This is a genomic window from Pseudomonas sp. Pf153, assembly GCF_001269775.1.
GTDB lineage: Bacteria > Pseudomonadota > Gammaproteobacteria > Pseudomonadales > Pseudomonadaceae > Aquipseudomonas > Aquipseudomonas uvaldensis.
Genome location: NZ_LHVL01000025.1, coordinates 433,746 through 451,021, shown reverse-complemented (window position 1 = coordinate 451,021; position 17,276 = coordinate 433,746). Strand labels below are relative to the sequence as shown.

Genomic DNA, 17,276 nt, shown 5'->3' with positions numbered 1-17,276 from the left:
TCGTCGCCGCTTGCGACAGTTAATTAAAACCTTGGTCTGCGCAAGCTTTCCGAATAAGACGAGCCAACTGGTTCGCTAACAGCAACTAACGAGGTGAATGAAATGGCTAACACAGGCAATAACAACCCTGGCAATTTCGCTAACGATCGTGAGAAGGCATCGGAAGCCGGCAAAAAAGGCGGCCAGGCGTCGGGAGGCAATTTTGCCAATGATCCGGGACGCGCAGCCGAGGCTGGACGCAAAGGTGGACAAGCCTCGGGCGGCAATTTCGCCAACGACCCCGAGCGCGCCGCAGAAGCCGGCCGTAAAGGCGGCCAAGCCTCCGGTGGCAATTTCGCCAACGACCCTGAGCGCGCCTCGGAAGCCGGCAGAAAAGGTGGTCAGGCCTCTGGCGGCAACTTCGCCAATGACCGTGAGAAAGCCTCCGAAGCCGGTAAAAAAGGTGGCGAAAACAGCCACGGCGGCGGTCGCAAATCTTAAGTGCTGAAACCTTGCGGGTCCCGGCTGTTAGCTGGGGCCTGCAACGGTCGGTTATATATTGCCGCTCCGTATAATAATTTTATTGCGTGATGATTTATACGATTCGTATAAATTACCGTCCGTCTCGTTTATTGAATAAAAGATAAATTTTATTCATTTGATTTCTTCAGACGTTAATGGGCCTGCTATTTGGCAGCCTGCTCATGACCCGTGCCCTGATCGAGGAGTTCAATCATGTTTTTACATAACAAACGATTGCAGTACACCGTGCGTGTCGCCGAGCCTAACCCGGGACTCGCGAATTTGTTGCTGGAGCAATTCGGCGGTCCGCAGGGTGAGCTGGCAGCGGCCTCGCGTTACTTTACCCAGGCCTTGGCTGAGGATGATCCAGGTCGCAAGGATCTGCTGATGGATATCGCCACCGAGGAGCTCAGCCATCTGGAAGTGATCGGTTCGATCATTGTGATGTTGAACAAGGGCGCCAAAGGCAAAATGGCCGAAGGCGTTGACGAGGAAGGCCAGCTGTACCGTGACATCAACGGCGCCGGCAATGACTCCCACGTCACGAGCCTGCTTTACGGTGCCGGTGCGCCGCTGACCAACTCGGCCGGCGTGCCCTGGACCGCTGCCTATGTCGACACCATTGGCGAGCCCACTGCGGACATGCGCTCCAATATTGCTGCCGAGGCCCGTGCGAAGATTGTCTATGAGCGTCTGATGAACCTCACTGACGATCCAGGTGTGAAAGAAGCGCTGGGCTTTTTGATGACGCGCGAAATTGCGCACCAGATGTCGTTCGAGAAAGCCTTGCACTCGATCCAGCCCAATTTCCCGCAGGGTAAATTGCCAGGCATGCCGGAGTTCACCAACGTGTACTTCAATATGTCGCAAGGCGAACCGACCGTGCGCGGACCCTGGAACCAGGGCGATGAGTGGGAATTCGTCGAGAACCCGACGCCGGCAGTGGATGGCGGTGACGGCATGGCCAGCGTGCAACTGAGCGAAGAGGATGAAGCGCTGCTGATGGACATGAAAGCGCGGACGATGTCCAACCCTGAAAGTGACCCCACCACGGGTGCCGACTTGGGTTCGGGGATGCAAGGTGACAAACTATAGAAACAAAGCGACCTGTAGAAACAAAACGGCGAGGGGGCCTGGCTTCCTCGCCTGACACTTTTAAGGATATTCGATGGACCAGCCCACTTCCCGGATCCGATCCCCCTGGCGTACCTGGCTGGACCCGGTGCAAAACAATCCGTTGCTGGGGGCGAGCTTCTGGTTCGGGTTGATCATGGTCGCGGCGCTGCTGCTCTATAGCGGCTACAACGCGCTGGTGGGGGCCGATCGCCATAACCTGGGCTATGCGGTACTGGGCGGCACGTCCGGATTCGCCGCCACGGCCCTTGGCGCCATGATGGCGGTGGTGCTGCGGGACATCTCGTCGCGAACCCAGGACATCATGCTGGGGTTCGCCGCAGGCATGATGCTGGCGGCCAGTTCGTTCTCGCTGATACTGCCTGGCATCGAAGCCGCCCAGGTCATTTGCGGCAATCAGTTGCTCGCCGCGTTTGTCGTCGTGCTCGGCCTGGGGCTCGGCGTTGCGCTGATGATCGGCCTCGACCGTTTCGTCCCACACGAACATGAGTTGAGTGGCCGGCGAGGCCCACAATCCGAGCGCATCAACCGGGTCTGGTTGTTCGTGCTGGCGATCACCCTGCATAACCTGCCGGAAGGCATGGCCATTGGCGTGAGCTTCGCCGACGGCGACTTCAAGGTCGGTCTGCCGCTGACCACGGCGATTGCCATCCAGGACATCCCCGAGGGACTTGCCATTGCCATGGCGCTGCGGGTCACCGGTATCAGCACTTTGCGCGCTGCACTGATCGCGGTGGGTTCCGGGCTGATGGAACCGCTGGGCGCGGTGATTGGCCTGGGCATGTCCTCGGGTGTGGCCGTGGCTTATCCCATCAGTCTGGGCCTGGCGGCCGGGGCGATGATTTTCGTAGTGTCCCACGAGGTGATTCCCGAGACACACCGCAATGGTCACGAAACGCCCGCAACCCTGGGGTTGATGATGGGGTTCGCGGTGATGATGTTTCTCGATACGGCGCTGGGTTGAAGGCGATTGCCGCCAAAAAAAATCGGGCACTGGCCCGATTTTTTTTCGCCTGCACGTGATCAAGCGGCGATGAATACCGCACAGCGTCCAATGTCGAAACTCGTTGGAACTACCCTTCGCCGCACTCCGTCACTTGTTCTGAGAGGCACATAGTCGGGCATCGCTTTGGTGGTTGCCCGTTAATGAGTTTTCATCGAGCAGGCGTAGACAGACATGACTATCCCGGACAACAACTCCGAGCGACAACGCGGTAATTCGGGCCAGCCCCGGCCTGAAGATCACCTGAACCACATCAAGGAGGACGTGAACGAGACCCTCGGCAGCGCCCGCGAACAGGCCGACGCGCAGTTCGGTCGTTACCGCGATACGGCGGCGGACCAGATCGACGCCCTGGCGCGCGGTGCCAAGTCGGCCATGTCGGAACTCGAAGCCAATGACACCCTCGGCTTGTCCCACTACCTGGCGGACATGGCGGATTCGATGACCGGGTTGGCCGGGAAACTGCGCAACATGAGCGCCGAGCAACTGCTGCATGACGGCTCCCGGCTGGCGAAGGAAAACCCGGGTCTGTTCCTGGCCGGCAGCATCGCCGTGGGCTTCGGGCTGTCGCGGTTTCTCAAGGCGGGTAATTCGCCGGTGAGCGCGGAGGTCGAGGATCCGGCCGCCGGTCATTCCAACCCGCCGCAGGGTGGTTTTGCCGGACGCGAGCCCTTCGATCCGATCCCCGACCCCATCGGTCCTGGCGCCGGCACCGCCACTGGCCTGGCCACCGGCATCACCCCCACGTCCCCCAGTGTCCAGGATCATCCCGGTGATGCCCCCGCCGGCTTGCTGCCGGGCTCGGCCAACAGCAGAGGAGAATTGCAATGAATCGACCTGACCCAGATATCCAGCGTTCGACGGGCGCTTCTGTCACCGATAACGATGCCTCCGTGGTGGGGTTGCTCAAGCAACTGACCCATGAAGTCCCCTCGCTGTTCACCAAGGAACTGGCGTTGGCCAAGGCCGAATTCCAGGCCAGCCTCACCACCCTCAAGGCCGGTATTGCCGCCGTGGCGGGCGGTGCAATCGTGCTGCTGGCCGGTTTCATCATTCTGCTGATGGCAGTGGTCTACGGCCTGAGCACGATCATGCAGCCATGGTTGGCGGCGCTGATCGTGGGTGTGGTGGTCATGGTCATCGGTTTTGCCATGGTGCAGTCGGGCAAAAAGCAGTTCGAGCCATCCCACTTCAAGCCTGACCGCACGCTCGATGCGCTGAACAAAGATCAGGACGCCTTGCGGAGGAAAGCCTCATGAAGGATGAATTCAAAACCGAATCGCAGAAGAGCCCGGAAACCATCGAACGGGAAATCGACGAGCAGAGGGCTCATATCAGCCATATTGTCGATGCCTTGGGCAGTAAGTTCACGCCGGGTCAAATGCTTGACCAGGCATTGACTTTGGTAAAGGGCAACGGCTCGGAGTTCTTTGGCAACCTGGGCGCCACCGTGCGCAACAACCCGGTGCCCACCGTACTGACCACGGTGGGACTGTGCTGGCTGATGCTCGGCCAGAACCATCCGCCACGCGTCGGTTACCGTGTCGGGCCGGACCAGGATTCTTCCGGATGGGCCGAAGGGCTTGCCGATGGCCTTGGCAGCGCCAGGGAGCATCTGCACAGCACCAGCGACTCACTGCGCGATGGTTTCCATCATCTCAAGGACAAGGCAGCGCATTTGGCCGACGGCCTCGGCGCCAATGCCCGCCATGCCCGTCACAGTGCGCGGGAAACCCGTGAGCGCCTGAGCCAGGGCTCACAGGACCTGGGCGATCAGTTCAGTCGCCTGCTCAAGGAGCAACCGCTGATGATGGCTGCGGCGGGCATCGCCTTGGGCGCCATGCTCGGCGCGGCATTGCCCTCCACCGCTACGGAGCAACGGGTGATGGGCAGGACCAGCGCCGACCTCGCTGACAAGGCCAGGCGGACAGCGCGTGAGGGCTATGAAACGGTGCGCGATACGGTGAGCAAGACCACCGAGCATCGCCAGGAGCCACCCGCTCGCACCCAGGCATCCTCCGCTACGGACCTGTCCGATGGGCTGGGAACTTCATAGACCAGGGCACCGGATCGGCGCAGGTGCTGCGCGAGCCTGCGCCATCGACTGTCGAGACTGACAGTAGCCAAGGCGCCATGACCGGTATTTCATGGCTTCAATGACCGCAGCTTCGGGGAACAGCGCATGGAGCATCAGGTTTCGTTCAGCGGACATCTGATTTTCATCGGTTTTGGCACCATTGCCCGAGCCATCCTGCCGTTGCTGTTGAGCCAGGAACACATCCCGGTCAAGCGCATCACCGTCATCGCGCCAATAATCGACCACAACATCTGGTTCAAGGAGCGGGGGATCCGCTTTGTCCGCCAGGCGTTGACTGAACACTCTTTTGTCCAGGTCCTGGACCGTGTCGTCCGGCAGGATGATTTCATCGTCAATCTTTCCGTGGAAGTCAGTTCACTGGCACTCATCACGTATGCCTTCGACAGAGGCGCGTTGTATCTCGACACCTGTGTCGAACCCTGGGCGGGCGGCTATGACGATCCCCGCCTGGAGCTTTCGCGTCGCACCAACTACGCGTTGCGTCACGATGTACTGGCGTTGCGCAAGAAGCTGGGCAAAGGCCCGACGGCCGTGGTGGCGCACGGTGCCAACCCCGGCCTGATCACGCATCTGCTCAAGGCCGGGCTGGTGGACCTGGCGCTGCAATTGAACCACCCGCTACCGCAGAATCGCGACGGTGTGGACTGGGCCAGGCTGTGCATGGAAACGGGGATCAAGGTCATTCATTTCGCCGAGCGCGACACCCAGGTTTCTCACCGGATCAAGCAGGACGATGAGTTCGTCAATACATGGTCGGTGGAGGGGTTCATCAGCGAGGGCAGCCAACCGGCGGAGCTGGGCTGGGGCAGTCACGAGCGAACTTGGCCAGCATCCGCCAGGCGTCATCGCTTTGGTGCGCGCAACGCCATCTACCTCGAACGCCCGAGCGCCAGCGTGCGGGTCAAGACCTGGACCCCTTTGGGCGGCCCCTGCCTGGGGCTGATGATCACCCACCACGAAATTGCGTCCACCGCCGACCTGCTGACGGTGAAAAAGGGTCAGAGCCTGGTCTATCGGCCCACCGTGCATTACGCCTATCACCCGTGCAACGACGCGCTGTTATCCATCCATGAGTTGATCGGGCGCGGATGGCAGACCCAGCGCCAGGAGCGCATCCTCAACAGCGAGATCGAAAGTGGTGGGGGCGATGCATTGGGCGTTCTGCTGATGGGGCATGCGCTGAATGCCTACTGGTTCGGCTCGATATTGAGCGTCGATGAAGCCCGAGCGCTGGTGCCCTTCAACAATGCCACCAGCCTGCAAGTGGCCGCCGGGGTGCTGGCGGGGGTGGTCTGGGCCGTTGAGCATCCGGCGCGTGGCATTGTCGAGCCGGAACAGATGGATTATGAGCGTGTGCTGGAAGTGGCCAGGCCCTACCTGGGCACCCTGGTCGGCCAGCGCACCGACTGGACGCCCAGCGGCAACCATCACGAGGCGTCAGGGGAGGGGGCGGTCGAGGATTGGCAGTTCGAACACTTCACGCGTCTCTGAACGAGTCTCGGAACAGGAACCACACCCCCACCAGCACGGCTAGCCAGAGCAATACGATCACCACGGCGGCCACCTTGTTGACCGGGCGCTGGCCCTGGTTCTCCTGCCATTGCCGGGCCTTGTCTTCACATTCGGCCAGCACCGCAGATGGCATCAGGCGCAGAGCCAGCCAGATACCCAGCGGCAGCAGGATCATGTCATCCAGATAACCCAGTACCGGAATGAAGTCCGGTATCAGATCGATCGGGCTCATGGCGTAGGCCACCACGACGACTGCGATCATTTTGGGCAGCCATGGCGTCAGCCGGTGACGATAGCAGAACCATAGCGTCATGGTCTGGTGCTTCAGGGCCCTGGCCCATTGGCGAAGTCGTTTGAAAGGCGATGTCATTGAGCTCTGACGGATCGTGGCGGTCTGGCAAGGGTAATCGCAAACCAGGCACGGTGTATCAAGGCCGTGACGACAGGCCCATGGCGCCTGGCCTTCATGATGCGGTGCCACGCCCTCGGCGGCCTATACTCATTACCATGACATGAGCCCGGGGGGCGCAATCGTGCTGCGTTCGCTGATGCTGGCGGTCCTGATCGTCCTGGCGGGGTGCGCCATGCCGCAGCGCGGTCAACAGCCGGACACCGTGGCGATTGCCCAGGACACCTGGCGCCAGGCTGACCGGGAGATAGTCGCGGCGTCCAGGAGTGCCATCGAGCAGGCCGAACGCTACGCTCGTGGGTCGATGGAACATTGGCGGGTGCTGGTCTACGAACGGACCGAGGCGGAGTTCATCCCCTGGTTCAGCAGTTATTGGACTCAGGAATGGCTGGCGGTGAAAGTCAGTTGGTATGCCGCCAGTGCCGAAGGGGAGGCGGATTCCCCGTCCAGGCGCCTGGCGGCCTACTTGCAGGAGCAATATCGCGAGCAAGTGCTGGAACCTGTCGCCGTGGAAATCGCTCCCGAAGCGATCCGGGCCAACGCAACGAGTTATTACGCGAGCCTGCTCAATCAGCAGGTCCCTGTAATCGCCCAGCGTCATCGTATCCCGCTGGAGCTGATGAACCGTCGTCTGCACGGCATTCCGGCGATCAACCTGGGACCGCCGGCGGCGCGCAATGCTTCGCTGTACGAGTTGGTCCACACCGACCCGCTGAATACCTTGCCGGCCTACGCTGCCTTGATCGATCACGTCAATAAAGCCGCCGCCACGGGTTCGGGCCCATCGGACGCGGTGATCGCCACGGTGGCGCAACGCACCAGTGAAAAGATCGAAGGGCAGTTCGCCACGCGGGGAGCGACCGGCGCGGCCGCGGCCGTGGCAGGGAAGGCGGCGGGGGCTTTGATTTCCGTGGGAGTGGCGGGCATCCGCGCAATCATTCACGAGGGCGAGCGGCCGGAAATGGAAGCGCAGATCCGCAAAAGCCTGAGCGCCGCTTTCGACGAGGCGTGGTTCAAGTCGCTCAAGCACCCCCTCAGCGGCGTGCTGGCGCCGGTCTATTACCTGGACGAAGAAATCAGAGACAGCCTGGTGGAAATGGAACTGACAAACCGGCCCGTAGAGTTGCCGCAGCTCAAGCCGTAGATGACGGGCTCATTCCGTCCCAAGGGTGATGCGGCAACCCTTGCGTTGACGGATCTGTTCGTCCGAGGGCCGTTCCTTGATGAATTCGAAGCGCGGTTCGCCTTCGCTGTATATCACCAGCCAGCCCCATTCCAGTTCGCTCTCGTCCTGTCCCGGCTGGGGTGGCGACGCCCACCAGGGTTCCTTTTGCATGATCTGACGCATCGTGTGCTCCTGCCGGTTGATCTTTCACTATAGACCGCCCGATTAGACGACTGATGCGGGCATGAGTGTGCTCTGTTCCCGCTTGTCGACGTCTAGGGTCTGTATCCCCGCATACGAACGGGCAATGACTGGACCCCCGCACCCATGCAAGCACTGTTGAACGAGATCCTCGATGCGGTCCGCCCCCTGATCGGTCAGGGCAAGGTGGCCGACTACATTCCGGCCCTGGGCACCGTGCCCGCCAATCAGTTGGGCATTGCCGTGTATGGCAACGACGGCGAGATGTATTACGCCGGCGACGCCGAAACGCCATTTTCCGTGCAGAGTATTTCCAAGGTTTTCAGCCTGGTGCAGGCCATCCAACACTCCGGCGAAGCGATCTGGGAACGCCTGGGCCATGAGCCGTCCGGCCAGCCCTTCAACTCCCTGGTACAGCTGGAGTTCGAACGCGGCCGCCCGCGCAATCCGTTCATCAATGCCGGTGCCTTGGTGATCTGTGACATCAACCAGTCGCGTTTTGCCGCTCCGGCGTTGTCGATGCGCGATTTCGTGCGGCGCTTGTCGGGTAATCCCCAAGTGATGGTGGACGGCAAGGTCGCCGAGTCGGAGTATCAGCATCGCGCCCGTAACGCGGCGATGGCTTACCTGATGCAATCGTTCGGCAACTTCCATAACGACGTGGAGGCGGTGCTGCGCAGCTATTTCAGTCACTGTGCGTTGCGTATGAACTGCATCGACCTGGCCCGGGCGTTCTGTTTCCTGGCCAATGACGGTTTCTGCAAGCACAGCGGCGAACAGATCCTGAGCGCCCGCCAGACCCAGCAGGTCAACTCCATCATGGCCACCAGCGGGCTGTATGACGAGGCCGGCAATTTCGCTTATCGCGTCGGTCTGCCTGGCAAAAGCGGGGTAGGTGGCGGGATCGTGGCCGTGGTGCCGGGGCGTTTCACGGTATGTGTCTGGTCGCCGGAACTCAATGGCGCAGGCAACTCACTGGCCGGCATGGCAGCGCTGGAACTGATGAGCCAGCGGATCGGCTGGTCGGTGTTCTAGCTTTGTCGGAAATGCGCCAGCGCGATGATCATGTCCCATGAAGGAAGACGAAAAAGGGCCCGTTCCTGGTGAGGAATCGGGCCCTTTTCATTCAGGATCAATCAGTAGAGGCGGTCGATGACCTGCACCTGCGAGGTGTTTTGCACCGTTTGCCAGGCCTGGGTCAGCGTCTGCAGTACGCGACCGATGTAGTCTTTGTCGGCGGCGGCCTTCTTGCCGACGTAGCCCTGCCCGCGGCGATACATCTTCAGCCGGGCACACAGGTCTTGCGTGTTCCTTTCGAACTCGTCTTCCTGGGTGTACGGCGACAGGCAATCCATATGTACCTGACCAGTCTTGCTGATCCACAGGATATGGCTGTCGAGGGTGTCCTTGTGTGCAGCGAACATGCGAGCCAGTTCATCAATAGATGGTTGATTGTTCAGATTCATGTGTAAGCCCCTTGACCATTCGGTTGATCTGTCTGGTGGTTCGCAAAAAACTTCGCCATTCGGTAAGTCGGGTACCGAAACCAGGCCGTCAGCATTCATCCGTCGAGCTTCGGCGGTGTCGTCAAACGGCTGTGTAGTGCTATCGAAGGGCTGCTACGCAAATGCGCTACAACGAAGAGAAACAGCGAAGAACCATTCAGGCATCGTCAACTTTCGAGGGTCGACCCGCGCGTCATGAGGATCTTCGCCAGCGTTTCTCGTCCTTGTTTCCGGACGGTCATGCCAGGTCAGCACCTTCAATCTGCCTTGTGGGCAGTCCCTTATCCAAAAAACAGCTCGGCGGTCAGACGAGCTTGCTCAAACGGTTACCTGTACTCCCGATCGGGGAGACGTCTGCATCATGCAAGGGCAAATCTGTGTCGTCAACGGTTTTGTAGTGATTATTTTTGTTCACTACATATTGTCGGACAAGATGATTTGGGTATGAAAAGGCTAGCCTGGGTGCGATGGCCGGTGTGTTCAGGTTGCCTTGGCTTTGGTCGCTTTGCGCGGTGTGCCGGCAGCCTTGCGCTTGGCCGGTTTGCGTTTGTTCTTCCAGGGCGTGGCGCTGCGACCGGCGGGACTGGCCGGACCGCTGATGGTCAGACTCATGCCCTGACAGCGGGCGATGTGCTTGCTCATCCAGGCGGCCTGGCGTGTGACGAATTCTTCCAGGCTCATTTCCCCGCTTTGCACCATGTCCAGCGCCTGTTCCCAGATGGCGGTGGTGCCCGGGTCGGCAATGGCGCGGGGCACTGCGTCGATCAGGCTGAAAGCCGCGGGGGTGGCCGACAATGCCTTGCCATGCTTGATCAGGTAACCGCGATCGAGCAGGCCCTGGATGATCGAGGCTCGCGTCGCTTCGGTGCCGATGCCGGTGGTGTCCTTGAGCTTCTGCTTGAGCAGCGGATCCTCCACCAGCCTGGCGACGTTCTTCATGGCCTTGATCAGGTCGCCCTCGGTGAATGGCTTGGGCGGCTGGGTCCACAGGTCCTTGAGCGTCACTTCATCCACGGCACAGTCATGGCCTTCGATCAATGCCGGCAAGGTTTGCGGTGCCGGGGCTTCCCGACCTCGTGCGGGAGCCAGGGCTTCGGGCAGGGCGCGTTTCCAGCCGGCCTCGACGATCTGCTTGCCCACAGCACGCAGCACCTGACCGCCGCACGTGAACTCGGCCTGGGTGCGGTCGTATTCATGGAGCGGCAGGAACTGCGCCAGATAGCGCGCACGTATGAGGGTATAAACGGCTCGTTGCTTGCCGGCGAGCTTGTCGAGGTTCTTTGCGGCAATGGTAGGAATAATGCCGTGGTGGGCGCTGACCTTGGCGTCGTTCCACGCCCGGGATTTGCGTTGCGGCTGCAGATGCTCGCCCAGCGGCACGAGGCTCGGGTCGGCCTGGGCGAGGGCGGCAAGAATTGCCGGCGCTTCGCTGTGCTGGCTCAACGGCAGGTAGCCACAATCGCTGCGCGGGTAGGTAATGAGCTTGTGGGTTTCGTAGAGCGACTGGGCGATGTCCAGGGTTTCCTGGGCTCCGAGGCCTAGCTTCTTCGAGCAGATTTCCTGCAGGGTGCCCAGGTCGAAGGGCAACGGCGCCGCTTCTCGCAGGCGCTCGGTCCGTACCTGGGTGACCAGCGCGGTCCCGGCGGTGCTCATGGCCTGGGCGGCTTCGCGGGCCAGGGCCTGGTTCAGGCATCGTTCCTGGTCGTCACAGGCTTGCGGATCGGCCCGCCACTGAGCGGTGAACCCGGTGCCGGCATGGCGCAGCTGGACGTCGATGGCCCAATAGGCGACCGGCACGAAATCGGCGATGCTGCGGTCGCGGTCCACCACCAGCCGCAGGGTCGGTGTCTGCACACGGCCTACCGGCAACACGCCCTGGTAGCCGGATTGCCGTCCCAGCAAGGTGAACAGGCGACTCAGGTTCATGCCAATCAGCCAGTCGGCCCGGGAGCGACCCAGGGCCGAATGGTACAGGTTGAACGTTTCGGCACCCGGTTTGAGGGCGGCCAGGGCCTTGCGGATCGAGGCTTCATCCAGGGCCGATAGCCACAGACGCTTGATTGGCCCGCGATAACGGCAATGTTCCACCAGCTCCCGAGCGATCATCTCGCCCTCCCGGTCGGCATCGGTGGCGATCACCAGTTCCCTGGCTTCTCCGAGCAGGCGCTTGACCGCCTTGTACTGGCTGGCGGTCTTCGGCTTGACGGTCATTTTCCATTGCGTCGGCACGATTGGCAGGTCGGCCAGCACCCAGCGCTTGTACCGCGCATCGTAGGCGTCGGGCGGGGCGGTTTCCAGCAGGTGGCCGATGCACCAGGTGACCGTGACGCCTGCTCCTACCCAGCAACCGTCACCCCGCCGCCTTGCACCGAGTACGGCGGCGATGTCCTTGGCCTGGGACGGTTTTTCACAGAGGTAGAGCTGCATGACGCCTGTTTTCCTAACGGTTTACTGAGGCCGTAGCATGGTCAGGGATCGGCCCGAGGGCAAGTTTTATCTGTATGCATATACAGATCAAACGTTGCGCTGCGTTGCAGCAGAGCGTTTGGCATGACGTTCGGCGGGTGTAGCGGCAAGCAGAATGAATTAATGGAAAAGGTGCAACTCATAAATGGCAGAGCGGTAAAAACCGTGAAAATTTCCGAGGGCAAGGAGAGTCAATCACATGAATTCGATGCCAAACGGCAATGGGCAGGCGACCACTCGTTTGATTCTTGTCGTTGAAGATGACCCGACCATCCTGGAGTTCTTGTGCGAGATACTGGAGGACGAGGGTTTTGTCGTGGAACCCCGGGAAAGTGCTGACTCAGCGTTGACATTCCTTGAGCAGAGCGCCGATTACGTGGACTTGCTGCTCACCGATATCACCATGCCCGGCAAGATCGACGGCGCGGACCTGGCCAACCTCACCGGGGACCGTTGGCCGCAGATCCCGCTGTTGATCATGTCGGGCTACGAAACGCCGGAAAGCGCCGGTATCAAGCACCACGCTTCGTTCATTGCCAAGCCATGGGCGTTGGGACAGATGCTGGATCTGGTAGAAAGCACGGTGAAGAATCACCAGATCCATTGATGGAGAATGAGGAGCCTCTGTGGAAGTCAGGTTGGCTCCCACAGATGTGCCGGACCGCCGCCGTTCCCTCAGTTTTTGTCCAAGTCCACGTTACGGGTTTCCCGCAGGCAGAGCATGCCCACGATCAGGCTCACCGCGGTGATGACCACGGGGTACCACAACCCATAGAAGATATCCCCGGTGTAGACCACCAGGGCGAATGACACGGTGGGCAGGAAACCGCCGAACCAGCCATTGCCGATGTGGTAGGGCAACGACATGGAGGTATAGCGGATGCGGGTGGGGAACAGTTCGACCATCAGCGCCGCCAGTGGGCCGTAGCACATCGCCGAAATGATGATCAGCGCCACGATCAGCACGACGATCATCGTGCGGTTGATCTGCTGGGCATCGGCTTTTTGCGGGTAGCCTGCCAGGGTCACCGCGCCGCGCAGGGCGGCTTCGTCGAAGCCTTCCAGCTTCACGTCGCCCACGCTGACTTGCACCGTGCTGCCGGCCGGGGCCGCGACGCTGCTGTAGGGCAGGCCTTGCTTGACCAGGAAGGTCTTGACCTTGTCGCAGGGGCTGTCGAAGCGCGCCTTGCCCACGGGATCGAATTGGAACGTACAGGTCGCCGGGTCGGCGACCACGGTGATCGGTGCCTGGCGGCTGGCCTGGTCGATGGCCGGGTTGGCGTAATGGGCCAGGGTCTTGAAGATCGGGAAGTACAACGCCGTCGCCAGCAGCAGACCCACCATCAGTACCGGTTTGCGTCCGACCTTGTCCGATAGCCAGCCAAAGAAAATGAAGAAGGGCGCGCCGATGATCACGCTGACGATCAGCAGGCTGTTCGCCAGGGCCGGGTCCATCTTCAGGAACTGAGTGAGGAAGAACAGCACGTAAAACTGTGCGGCATAGAAGGTCACGGCTTGGCCGGCATTGATGCTGAACAGGGCGATCAGCACCACTTTGAGGTTTTCCCACTTGCCGAAGGATTCGCGAATCGGCGCCTTGCAGCATTTGCCTTCTTCTTTCATTTTCAGGAACGCTGGCGACTCATGCAGGCTCAGGCGGATCCAGGTGGAAATGCCCAGCAGCAGGATCGACAGCAGGAACGGGATGCGCCAGCCCCAGACTTCGAACTGATCGCCGGTGAAATAACGGCAGCCCAGCACGACCAGCAACGAGAGCAACAACCCAAGGGTGGCGGTGGACTGGATCCAGCTGGTGTGGAAACCGCGTTTGCCTATCGGCGCGTGCTCGGCGACGTAAGTGGCCGCACCGCCATATTCTCCACCCAGGGCCAGGCCCTGGAGCATGCGCAGCACGACGAGGATGATCGGCGCGGCGATGCCGATGCTGGCGTAGTTGGGCAGCAGGCCGACGCAGAAGGTCGCCAGGCCCATGAGAACGATCGTGGCCAGAAAGGTGTATTTGCGCCCGATCATGTCCCCCAGCCGCCCGAACACCAGGGCGCCGAACGGCCTCACGATGAAGCCGGCGGCGAAGGCCATCAGGGCGAAGATGAACGCCGTGGTGTCGTTGACGCCGGCGAAGAACTGCTTGCTGATCACCGCGGCCAGGGCGCCATAGAGGAAAAAGTCGTACCACTCGAACACCGTCCCCAGGGACGAGGCGAAGATGACTTTCTGGGTTTCCTGGCTGGTGCCCATGCTGCGCGTAGCTTCCAGGGGCTGAACATGTTCGGACATAGCGGTATCCCTCACAGTGATTGTTTTTGTTGTTCCACTGTCGACGCCGGTATTGGCGTTGTTGCTTGCTGCATTCCTTGAAATCGGCGCACGTCCCATGTGGGAGCGGGTTTGCTCGCGAAGGCGGTCTATCAGTCAGCGGCGATGTTGGCTGACACACCGCTTTCGCGAGCAAGCCCGCTCCCACACCGGATTTTCATTATTCCCTCAGACCGTAGCGGTTTCCTTTTGCACTGTAGTGTTCCGGGTTTGCTGCTCCAGCATCATCTGCGCCGCCTTCTCGGCAATCATCAGCGTCGGTGAGCAGGTGTTGCCCGAGGTGATGCGCGGCATGATCGAGGCGTCGGCGATGCGCAGGCCTTTGATGCCATGCACGCGCAACTGCGCATCCACCACCGCTTCGCGATCCTGGCCCATGCGGCAGGTGCCCACCGGGTGAAAAATCGTCGTGCCAATCCGGGCAGCGGCCTGGTGCAGTTCTTCTTCCGTCTGCAGGCTCGGGCCCGGCAGGTATTCCTTCGGCTTGAAGACGCGCAAGGCCGGGGCGGCGACGATACGGCGAGTCAGGCGAATGGCGTCGGCGGCGACTCGCAGGTCCTCGGGATGGCTCAGGTAATTGGGCTGGATCAGCGGCGCCTCGTTCGGGGCCGCCGAGCGGATGTCCACCCGGCCACGGCTTTGCGGACGCAGGTCGCAGACCGAGGCCGTGAAGGCCGGGAAGGTGTGCAGCGGTTCCCCGAAGCGTTCCAGGGACAATGGCTGAATGTGGTATTCAAGGTTGGCCGAGGTCTGTTCCGGCCCCGAACGGGCGAAGGCGCCGAGCTGGCTGGGAGCCATGGACAGCGGGCCGCTGCGGTCATATAGGTAGCGCAGGCCCATGCCCATCTTGCCCCATAAACTACCGGCGATCTGGTTCAAGGTGCGGGCGTTTTCCAATTGGTAGATCAAGCGCAGTTGCAAGTGGTCTTGCAGATTGCCGCCTACGCCGGGCAACTCCTGGGCCACACCGATACCCAGCCGTTGCAGCAGATGGCGCGGACCGATCCCGGAGCGTTGCAGGATGCCTGGCGAGCCAATGGCCCCGGCACACAGCACGATTTCCTTGCGCGCCTTGAAGTTAATCGCCTTGCCTTGACAGCGTGCGCTGACGGCTTCGGCCCGACCGTCGCGCAGCAGTACGCGGTCGACCTCAACCTCGGTGAGTACCCTGAGGTTGGCGCGCTGGCGTACCGGTTTGAGGAAGGCCTTGGCGGCGTTCCAGCGCACCCCGGCTTTCTGGTTGACCTGGAAATAACCGCAGCCTTCATTGTCGCCGCCATTGAAGTCGTCGACGTTGGGAATGCCGCTCTGTTCGGCGGCGGTACGGAAGGCATCGAGGATCGGCCATGACAAGCGCTGGCGTTCTACCCGCCATTCGCCGGCGGCCCCGTGCAGTTCGGAGGCTCCGGCGAAGTGGTTTTCGCTTTGCTTGAAGAGTGGCAGTACGTCCTTCCAGGCCCAGCCGGGATTGCCCTCGGCGGCCCAACCATCGTAATCCGCCGCTTGGCCGCGCATGTAGATCATGCCGTTGATGGAGGAGCAGCCGCCCAGTACCTTGCCACGCGGATAACTCAGGGCACGTCCTTGCAGGCCAGGTTGGGCTTCGGTCTTGAAGCACCAGTCGGTACGCGGGTTGCCGATGCAGAATAGATAACCCACGGGGATGTGGATCCAGGGATAGTTGTCGCGCGCCCCGGCTTCGAGCAACAGTACCCGGTATTGTGGATTGGCCGAAAGCCGGTTGGCCAACAGGCATCCGGCAGGGCCGGCGCCCACGATTACATAATCGTATTCATCGATGACAGGTTGCATCCGCGACCTCGTTTCTTGTTCTTGTGGTACCCATCCTAGTTGTTAGTTTTCGTTTGAAAAATGTTAGTTTTCACGCACCCGCTGTGCGTTTACAAACAGCAAGGTGCAAGGGAGCGGACATGTTCGACTGGAATGACCTGCGTTATTTTCTGGAACTGCAACGCAGCGGCCGCTTGCTGACCGCCGCACGACGCCTCAACACCACCCATGCCACGGTGGCCCGGCACATCGAGGCCATCGAAAAGAGCCTGGGCACCGCGCTGTTCGTCCAGCATGCCCAAGGCTACGAACTGACGCCGGCCGGCGAGACGCTGCTCAAGCATGCCGAGGCCATGGAAAACGTGGCGCTGTTGGCTCAGGAGGACATCACCCAGTCCAGTGCACCCTTGGGCAAGATCCGCCTGGGCGTGACCGAAGGGCTGGGCATCATGTTCCTCGCCAGTCGCATGGACAGCCTGTTCCAGCGCTATCCGGGCCTGGAAGTGGAGCTGGTGGCGGTGCCTCGGTTCGTCAGCATCCTCAACCGCGAAGCGGAAATCAGCATTCATCTCGAACGGCCGGCGGCCGACCTTTTGGTGACTCGTAAACTCACTGACTACAGCCTGGCGCTGTACGCCAGCCAAGCCTACCTGGATCGCTCGCCGCCGTTGCGCAGTCGCGACGACCTGGCCCGTCATGCCTGGATCGGGTATGTCGACGACTTGCTGTTCAGCCAGGAACTGATGTTCCTCAACAGTTTCTGCCGTAACCCACGGGTGGTGTTCCACAGCACCAGCGTCATCGCCCAGCAACAGGCTGCGCGCTCGGGGCTGGGCATCGCCGTGTTGCCTTGCTTCATGGCCAGCAGCGACCCGGCGCTGGTGCCCCTCCTGCCCGACGAAACCATCCGGCGCAGCTACTGGATCAGTACCCGTCGCGAATTGCACAGGTCCGTGCGCCTGCGCGTGCTGTGGGATTACGTGGTGCAGTTGTGCGAGCGCGAGCAGGGGGTATTGCTTCCCTGAGCGGGCGATCCCCAAAGGAGGGCTGTCCTGTGGGGAGCAAGGCTCGTCTGCGCTGGCCGTTCAAGTCCCCTTTATTGGCCGGCAATGACCTCAGCCGATGGCTCTGCATGTCTTAGTGTGGTAACCGCC

Annotated in this window: 17 protein-coding genes; 11 read left to right on the top strand and 6 right to left on the bottom strand. The window is 61.1% G+C overall.

What is annotated here, in order from left to right; genetic code table 11:
• Nucleotides 1-102 precede the first annotated feature (102 nt).
• The 7 genes from AD666_RS17195 to AD666_RS17165 all read left to right on the top strand — a co-directional run bounded on the left by AD666_RS17195 (nucleotide 103) and on the right by AD666_RS17165 (nucleotide 6,227).
• The gene (locus AD666_RS17195) at nucleotides 103-480 is read left to right on the top strand and encodes a general stress protein (RefSeq protein ID WP_053154413.1); all 378 of its coding nucleotides are present in this window, start codon (nucleotides 103-105) and stop codon (nucleotides 478-480) included.
• A gap of 234 nt (nucleotides 481-714) precedes the next feature.
• Complete coding sequence (locus AD666_RS17190) at nucleotides 715-1,596, top strand: manganese catalase family protein (protein WP_053154410.1); 882 nt, start codon at nucleotides 715-717, stop codon at nucleotides 1,594-1,596.
• A 73-nt stretch (nucleotides 1,597-1,669) separates the two neighbouring features.
• A complete protein-coding gene (locus tag AD666_RS17185; RefSeq protein WP_053154407.1) occupies nucleotides 1,670-2,599 on the top strand; it encodes a ZIP family metal transporter in 930 nt (309 codons plus the stop codon).
• Between the two features lie 213 nt (nucleotides 2,600-2,812).
• Nucleotides 2,813-3,469, top strand: coding sequence for a hypothetical protein (locus AD666_RS17180; RefSeq protein ID WP_053154404.1), 657 nt, complete (start codon nucleotides 2,813-2,815; stop codon nucleotides 3,467-3,469).
• Nucleotides 3,466-3,897, top strand: coding sequence for a phage holin family protein (locus AD666_RS17175; RefSeq protein WP_053154401.1), 432 nt, complete (start codon nucleotides 3,466-3,468; stop codon nucleotides 3,895-3,897). The genes AD666_RS17180 and AD666_RS17175 overlap by 4 nt, the downstream gene beginning before the upstream one ends.
• Nucleotides 3,894-4,694 (top strand): DUF3618 domain-containing protein, encoded by an 801-nt coding sequence (locus AD666_RS17170; RefSeq protein WP_053154399.1) that lies wholly within the window; start codon nucleotides 3,894-3,896, stop codon nucleotides 4,692-4,694. Before AD666_RS17175 ends, AD666_RS17170 begins: the two co-directional genes overlap by 4 nt.
• A gap of 126 nt (nucleotides 4,695-4,820) precedes the next feature.
• Nucleotides 4,821-6,227, top strand: a complete 1,407-nt coding sequence (locus AD666_RS17165) for a saccharopine dehydrogenase C-terminal domain-containing protein (protein WP_053154396.1) — start codon at nucleotides 4,821-4,823, stop codon at nucleotides 6,225-6,227.
• Here the strand turns inward: AD666_RS17165 and AD666_RS17160 are convergent.
• Nucleotides 6,214-6,618 carry a YkvA family protein gene (locus tag AD666_RS17160; RefSeq protein WP_053154393.1) on the bottom strand — a complete coding sequence of 135 codons (405 nt, stop codon included), beginning with the start codon at nucleotides 6,616-6,618 and terminating at the stop codon, nucleotides 6,214-6,216. The two genes, AD666_RS17165 and AD666_RS17160, sit on opposite strands and share 14 nt — an antisense overlap.
• A 163-nt stretch (nucleotides 6,619-6,781) precedes the next feature.
• Here AD666_RS17160 and AD666_RS17155 point away from each other — a divergent pair, with 163 nt between their 5' ends.
• Nucleotides 6,782-7,801 carry a hypothetical protein gene (locus tag AD666_RS17155; protein ID WP_053155373.1) on the top strand — a complete coding sequence of 340 codons (1,020 nt, stop codon included), beginning with the start codon at nucleotides 6,782-6,784 and terminating at the stop codon, nucleotides 7,799-7,801.
• A gap of 9 nt (nucleotides 7,802-7,810) precedes the next feature.
• Here AD666_RS17155 and AD666_RS17150 read toward each other — a convergent pair whose 3' ends face one another.
• Nucleotides 7,811-8,005, bottom strand: a complete 195-nt coding sequence (locus AD666_RS17150) for a hypothetical protein (protein WP_053154390.1) — start codon at nucleotides 8,003-8,005, stop codon at nucleotides 7,811-7,813.
• Between the two features lie 144 nt (nucleotides 8,006-8,149).
• Between AD666_RS17150 and glsB the strand changes: the two genes are divergently transcribed.
• Nucleotides 8,150-9,058: a glutaminase B gene (gene glsB, locus AD666_RS17145; RefSeq protein ID WP_053154388.1), complete on the top strand. Its 909-nt coding sequence runs from the start codon at nucleotides 8,150-8,152 to the stop codon at nucleotides 9,056-9,058.
• A 101-nt stretch (nucleotides 9,059-9,159) separates the two neighbouring features.
• Here the strand turns inward: glsB and AD666_RS17140 are convergent, their stop codons facing one another.
• Both AD666_RS17140 and AD666_RS17135 read right to left on the bottom strand, forming a co-directional pair.
• Nucleotides 9,160-9,489, bottom strand: a complete 330-nt coding sequence (locus AD666_RS17140; RefSeq protein WP_053154384.1) for a hypothetical protein — start codon at nucleotides 9,487-9,489, stop codon at nucleotides 9,160-9,162.
• Nucleotides 9,490-10,008: 519 nt separating this feature from the next.
• The gene (locus AD666_RS17135; RefSeq protein ID WP_053154381.1) at nucleotides 10,009-11,955 is read right to left on the bottom strand and encodes a DNA topoisomerase III; all 1,947 of its coding nucleotides are present in this window, start codon (nucleotides 11,953-11,955) and stop codon (nucleotides 10,009-10,011) included.
• A gap of 238 nt (nucleotides 11,956-12,193) precedes the next feature.
• On the opposite strand from AD666_RS17135, the gene AD666_RS17130 reads away from it, so the two are divergent.
• Complete coding sequence (locus AD666_RS17130) at nucleotides 12,194-12,601, top strand: response regulator (protein ID WP_053154378.1); 408 nt, start codon at nucleotides 12,194-12,196, stop codon at nucleotides 12,599-12,601.
• Nucleotides 12,602-12,669: 68 nt separating this feature from the next.
• Here AD666_RS17130 and AD666_RS17125 read toward each other — a convergent pair whose 3' ends face one another.
• Nucleotides 12,670-14,292 (bottom strand): MFS transporter, encoded by a 1,623-nt coding sequence (locus AD666_RS17125; protein WP_053154375.1) that lies wholly within the window; start codon nucleotides 14,290-14,292, stop codon nucleotides 12,670-12,672.
• Nucleotides 14,293-14,499: 207 nt separating this feature from the next.
• On the bottom strand, nucleotides 14,500-16,143 hold the full coding sequence (locus AD666_RS17120; protein WP_053154372.1) for a GMC family oxidoreductase: 1,644 nt from the start codon (nucleotides 16,141-16,143) through the stop codon (nucleotides 14,500-14,502).
• Nucleotides 16,144-16,262: 119 nt separating this feature from the next.
• Here AD666_RS17120 and AD666_RS17115 point away from each other — a divergent pair, with 119 nt between their 5' ends.
• Entirely contained in the window at nucleotides 16,263-17,147 is an 885-nt protein-coding gene (locus tag AD666_RS17115) for a LysR family transcriptional regulator (protein ID WP_053154369.1), read from the top strand.
• Nucleotides 17,148-17,276 lie beyond the last annotated feature (129 nt).

Bases quoted from the DNA above. Each gene is read 5' to 3' on its own strand.
- AD666_RS17195 (WP_053154413.1), top strand. From the start codon at position 103: ATGGCTAACACAGGCAATAACAACCCTGGCAATTTCGCTAACGATCGT.
- AD666_RS17190 (WP_053154410.1), top strand. From the start codon at position 715: ATGTTTTTACATAACAAACGATTGCAGTACACCGTGCGTGTCGCCGAG.
- AD666_RS17185 (WP_053154407.1), top strand. From the start codon at position 1,670: ATGGACCAGCCCACTTCCCGGATCCGATCCCCCTGGCGTACCTGGCTG.
- AD666_RS17180 (WP_053154404.1), top strand. From the start codon at position 2,813: ATGACTATCCCGGACAACAACTCCGAGCGACAACGCGGTAATTCGGGC.
- AD666_RS17175 (WP_053154401.1), top strand. From the start codon at position 3,466: ATGAATCGACCTGACCCAGATATCCAGCGTTCGACGGGCGCTTCTGTC.
- AD666_RS17170 (WP_053154399.1), top strand. From the start codon at position 3,894: ATGAAGGATGAATTCAAAACCGAATCGCAGAAGAGCCCGGAAACCATC.
- AD666_RS17165 (WP_053154396.1), top strand. From the start codon at position 4,821: ATGGAGCATCAGGTTTCGTTCAGCGGACATCTGATTTTCATCGGTTTT.
- AD666_RS17160 (WP_053154393.1), bottom strand. From the start codon at position 6,618: ATGACATCGCCTTTCAAACGACTTCGCCAATGGGCCAGGGCCCTGAAG.
- AD666_RS17150 (WP_053154390.1), bottom strand. From the start codon at position 8,005: ATGCGTCAGATCATGCAAAAGGAACCCTGGTGGGCGTCGCCACCCCAG.
- glsB (WP_053154388.1), top strand. From the start codon at position 8,150: ATGCAAGCACTGTTGAACGAGATCCTCGATGCGGTCCGCCCCCTGATC.
- AD666_RS17140 (WP_053154384.1), bottom strand. From the start codon at position 9,489: ATGAATCTGAACAATCAACCATCTATTGATGAACTGGCTCGCATGTTC.
- AD666_RS17135 (WP_053154381.1), bottom strand. From the start codon at position 11,955: ATGCAGCTCTACCTCTGTGAAAAACCGTCCCAGGCCAAGGACATCGCC.
- AD666_RS17130 (WP_053154378.1), top strand. From the start codon at position 12,194: ATGAATTCGATGCCAAACGGCAATGGGCAGGCGACCACTCGTTTGATT.
- AD666_RS17125 (WP_053154375.1), bottom strand. From the start codon at position 14,292: ATGTCCGAACATGTTCAGCCCCTGGAAGCTACGCGCAGCATGGGCACC.
- AD666_RS17120 (WP_053154372.1), bottom strand. From the start codon at position 16,143: ATGCAACCTGTCATCGATGAATACGATTATGTAATCGTGGGCGCCGGC.
- AD666_RS17115 (WP_053154369.1), top strand. From the start codon at position 16,263: ATGTTCGACTGGAATGACCTGCGTTATTTTCTGGAACTGCAACGCAGC.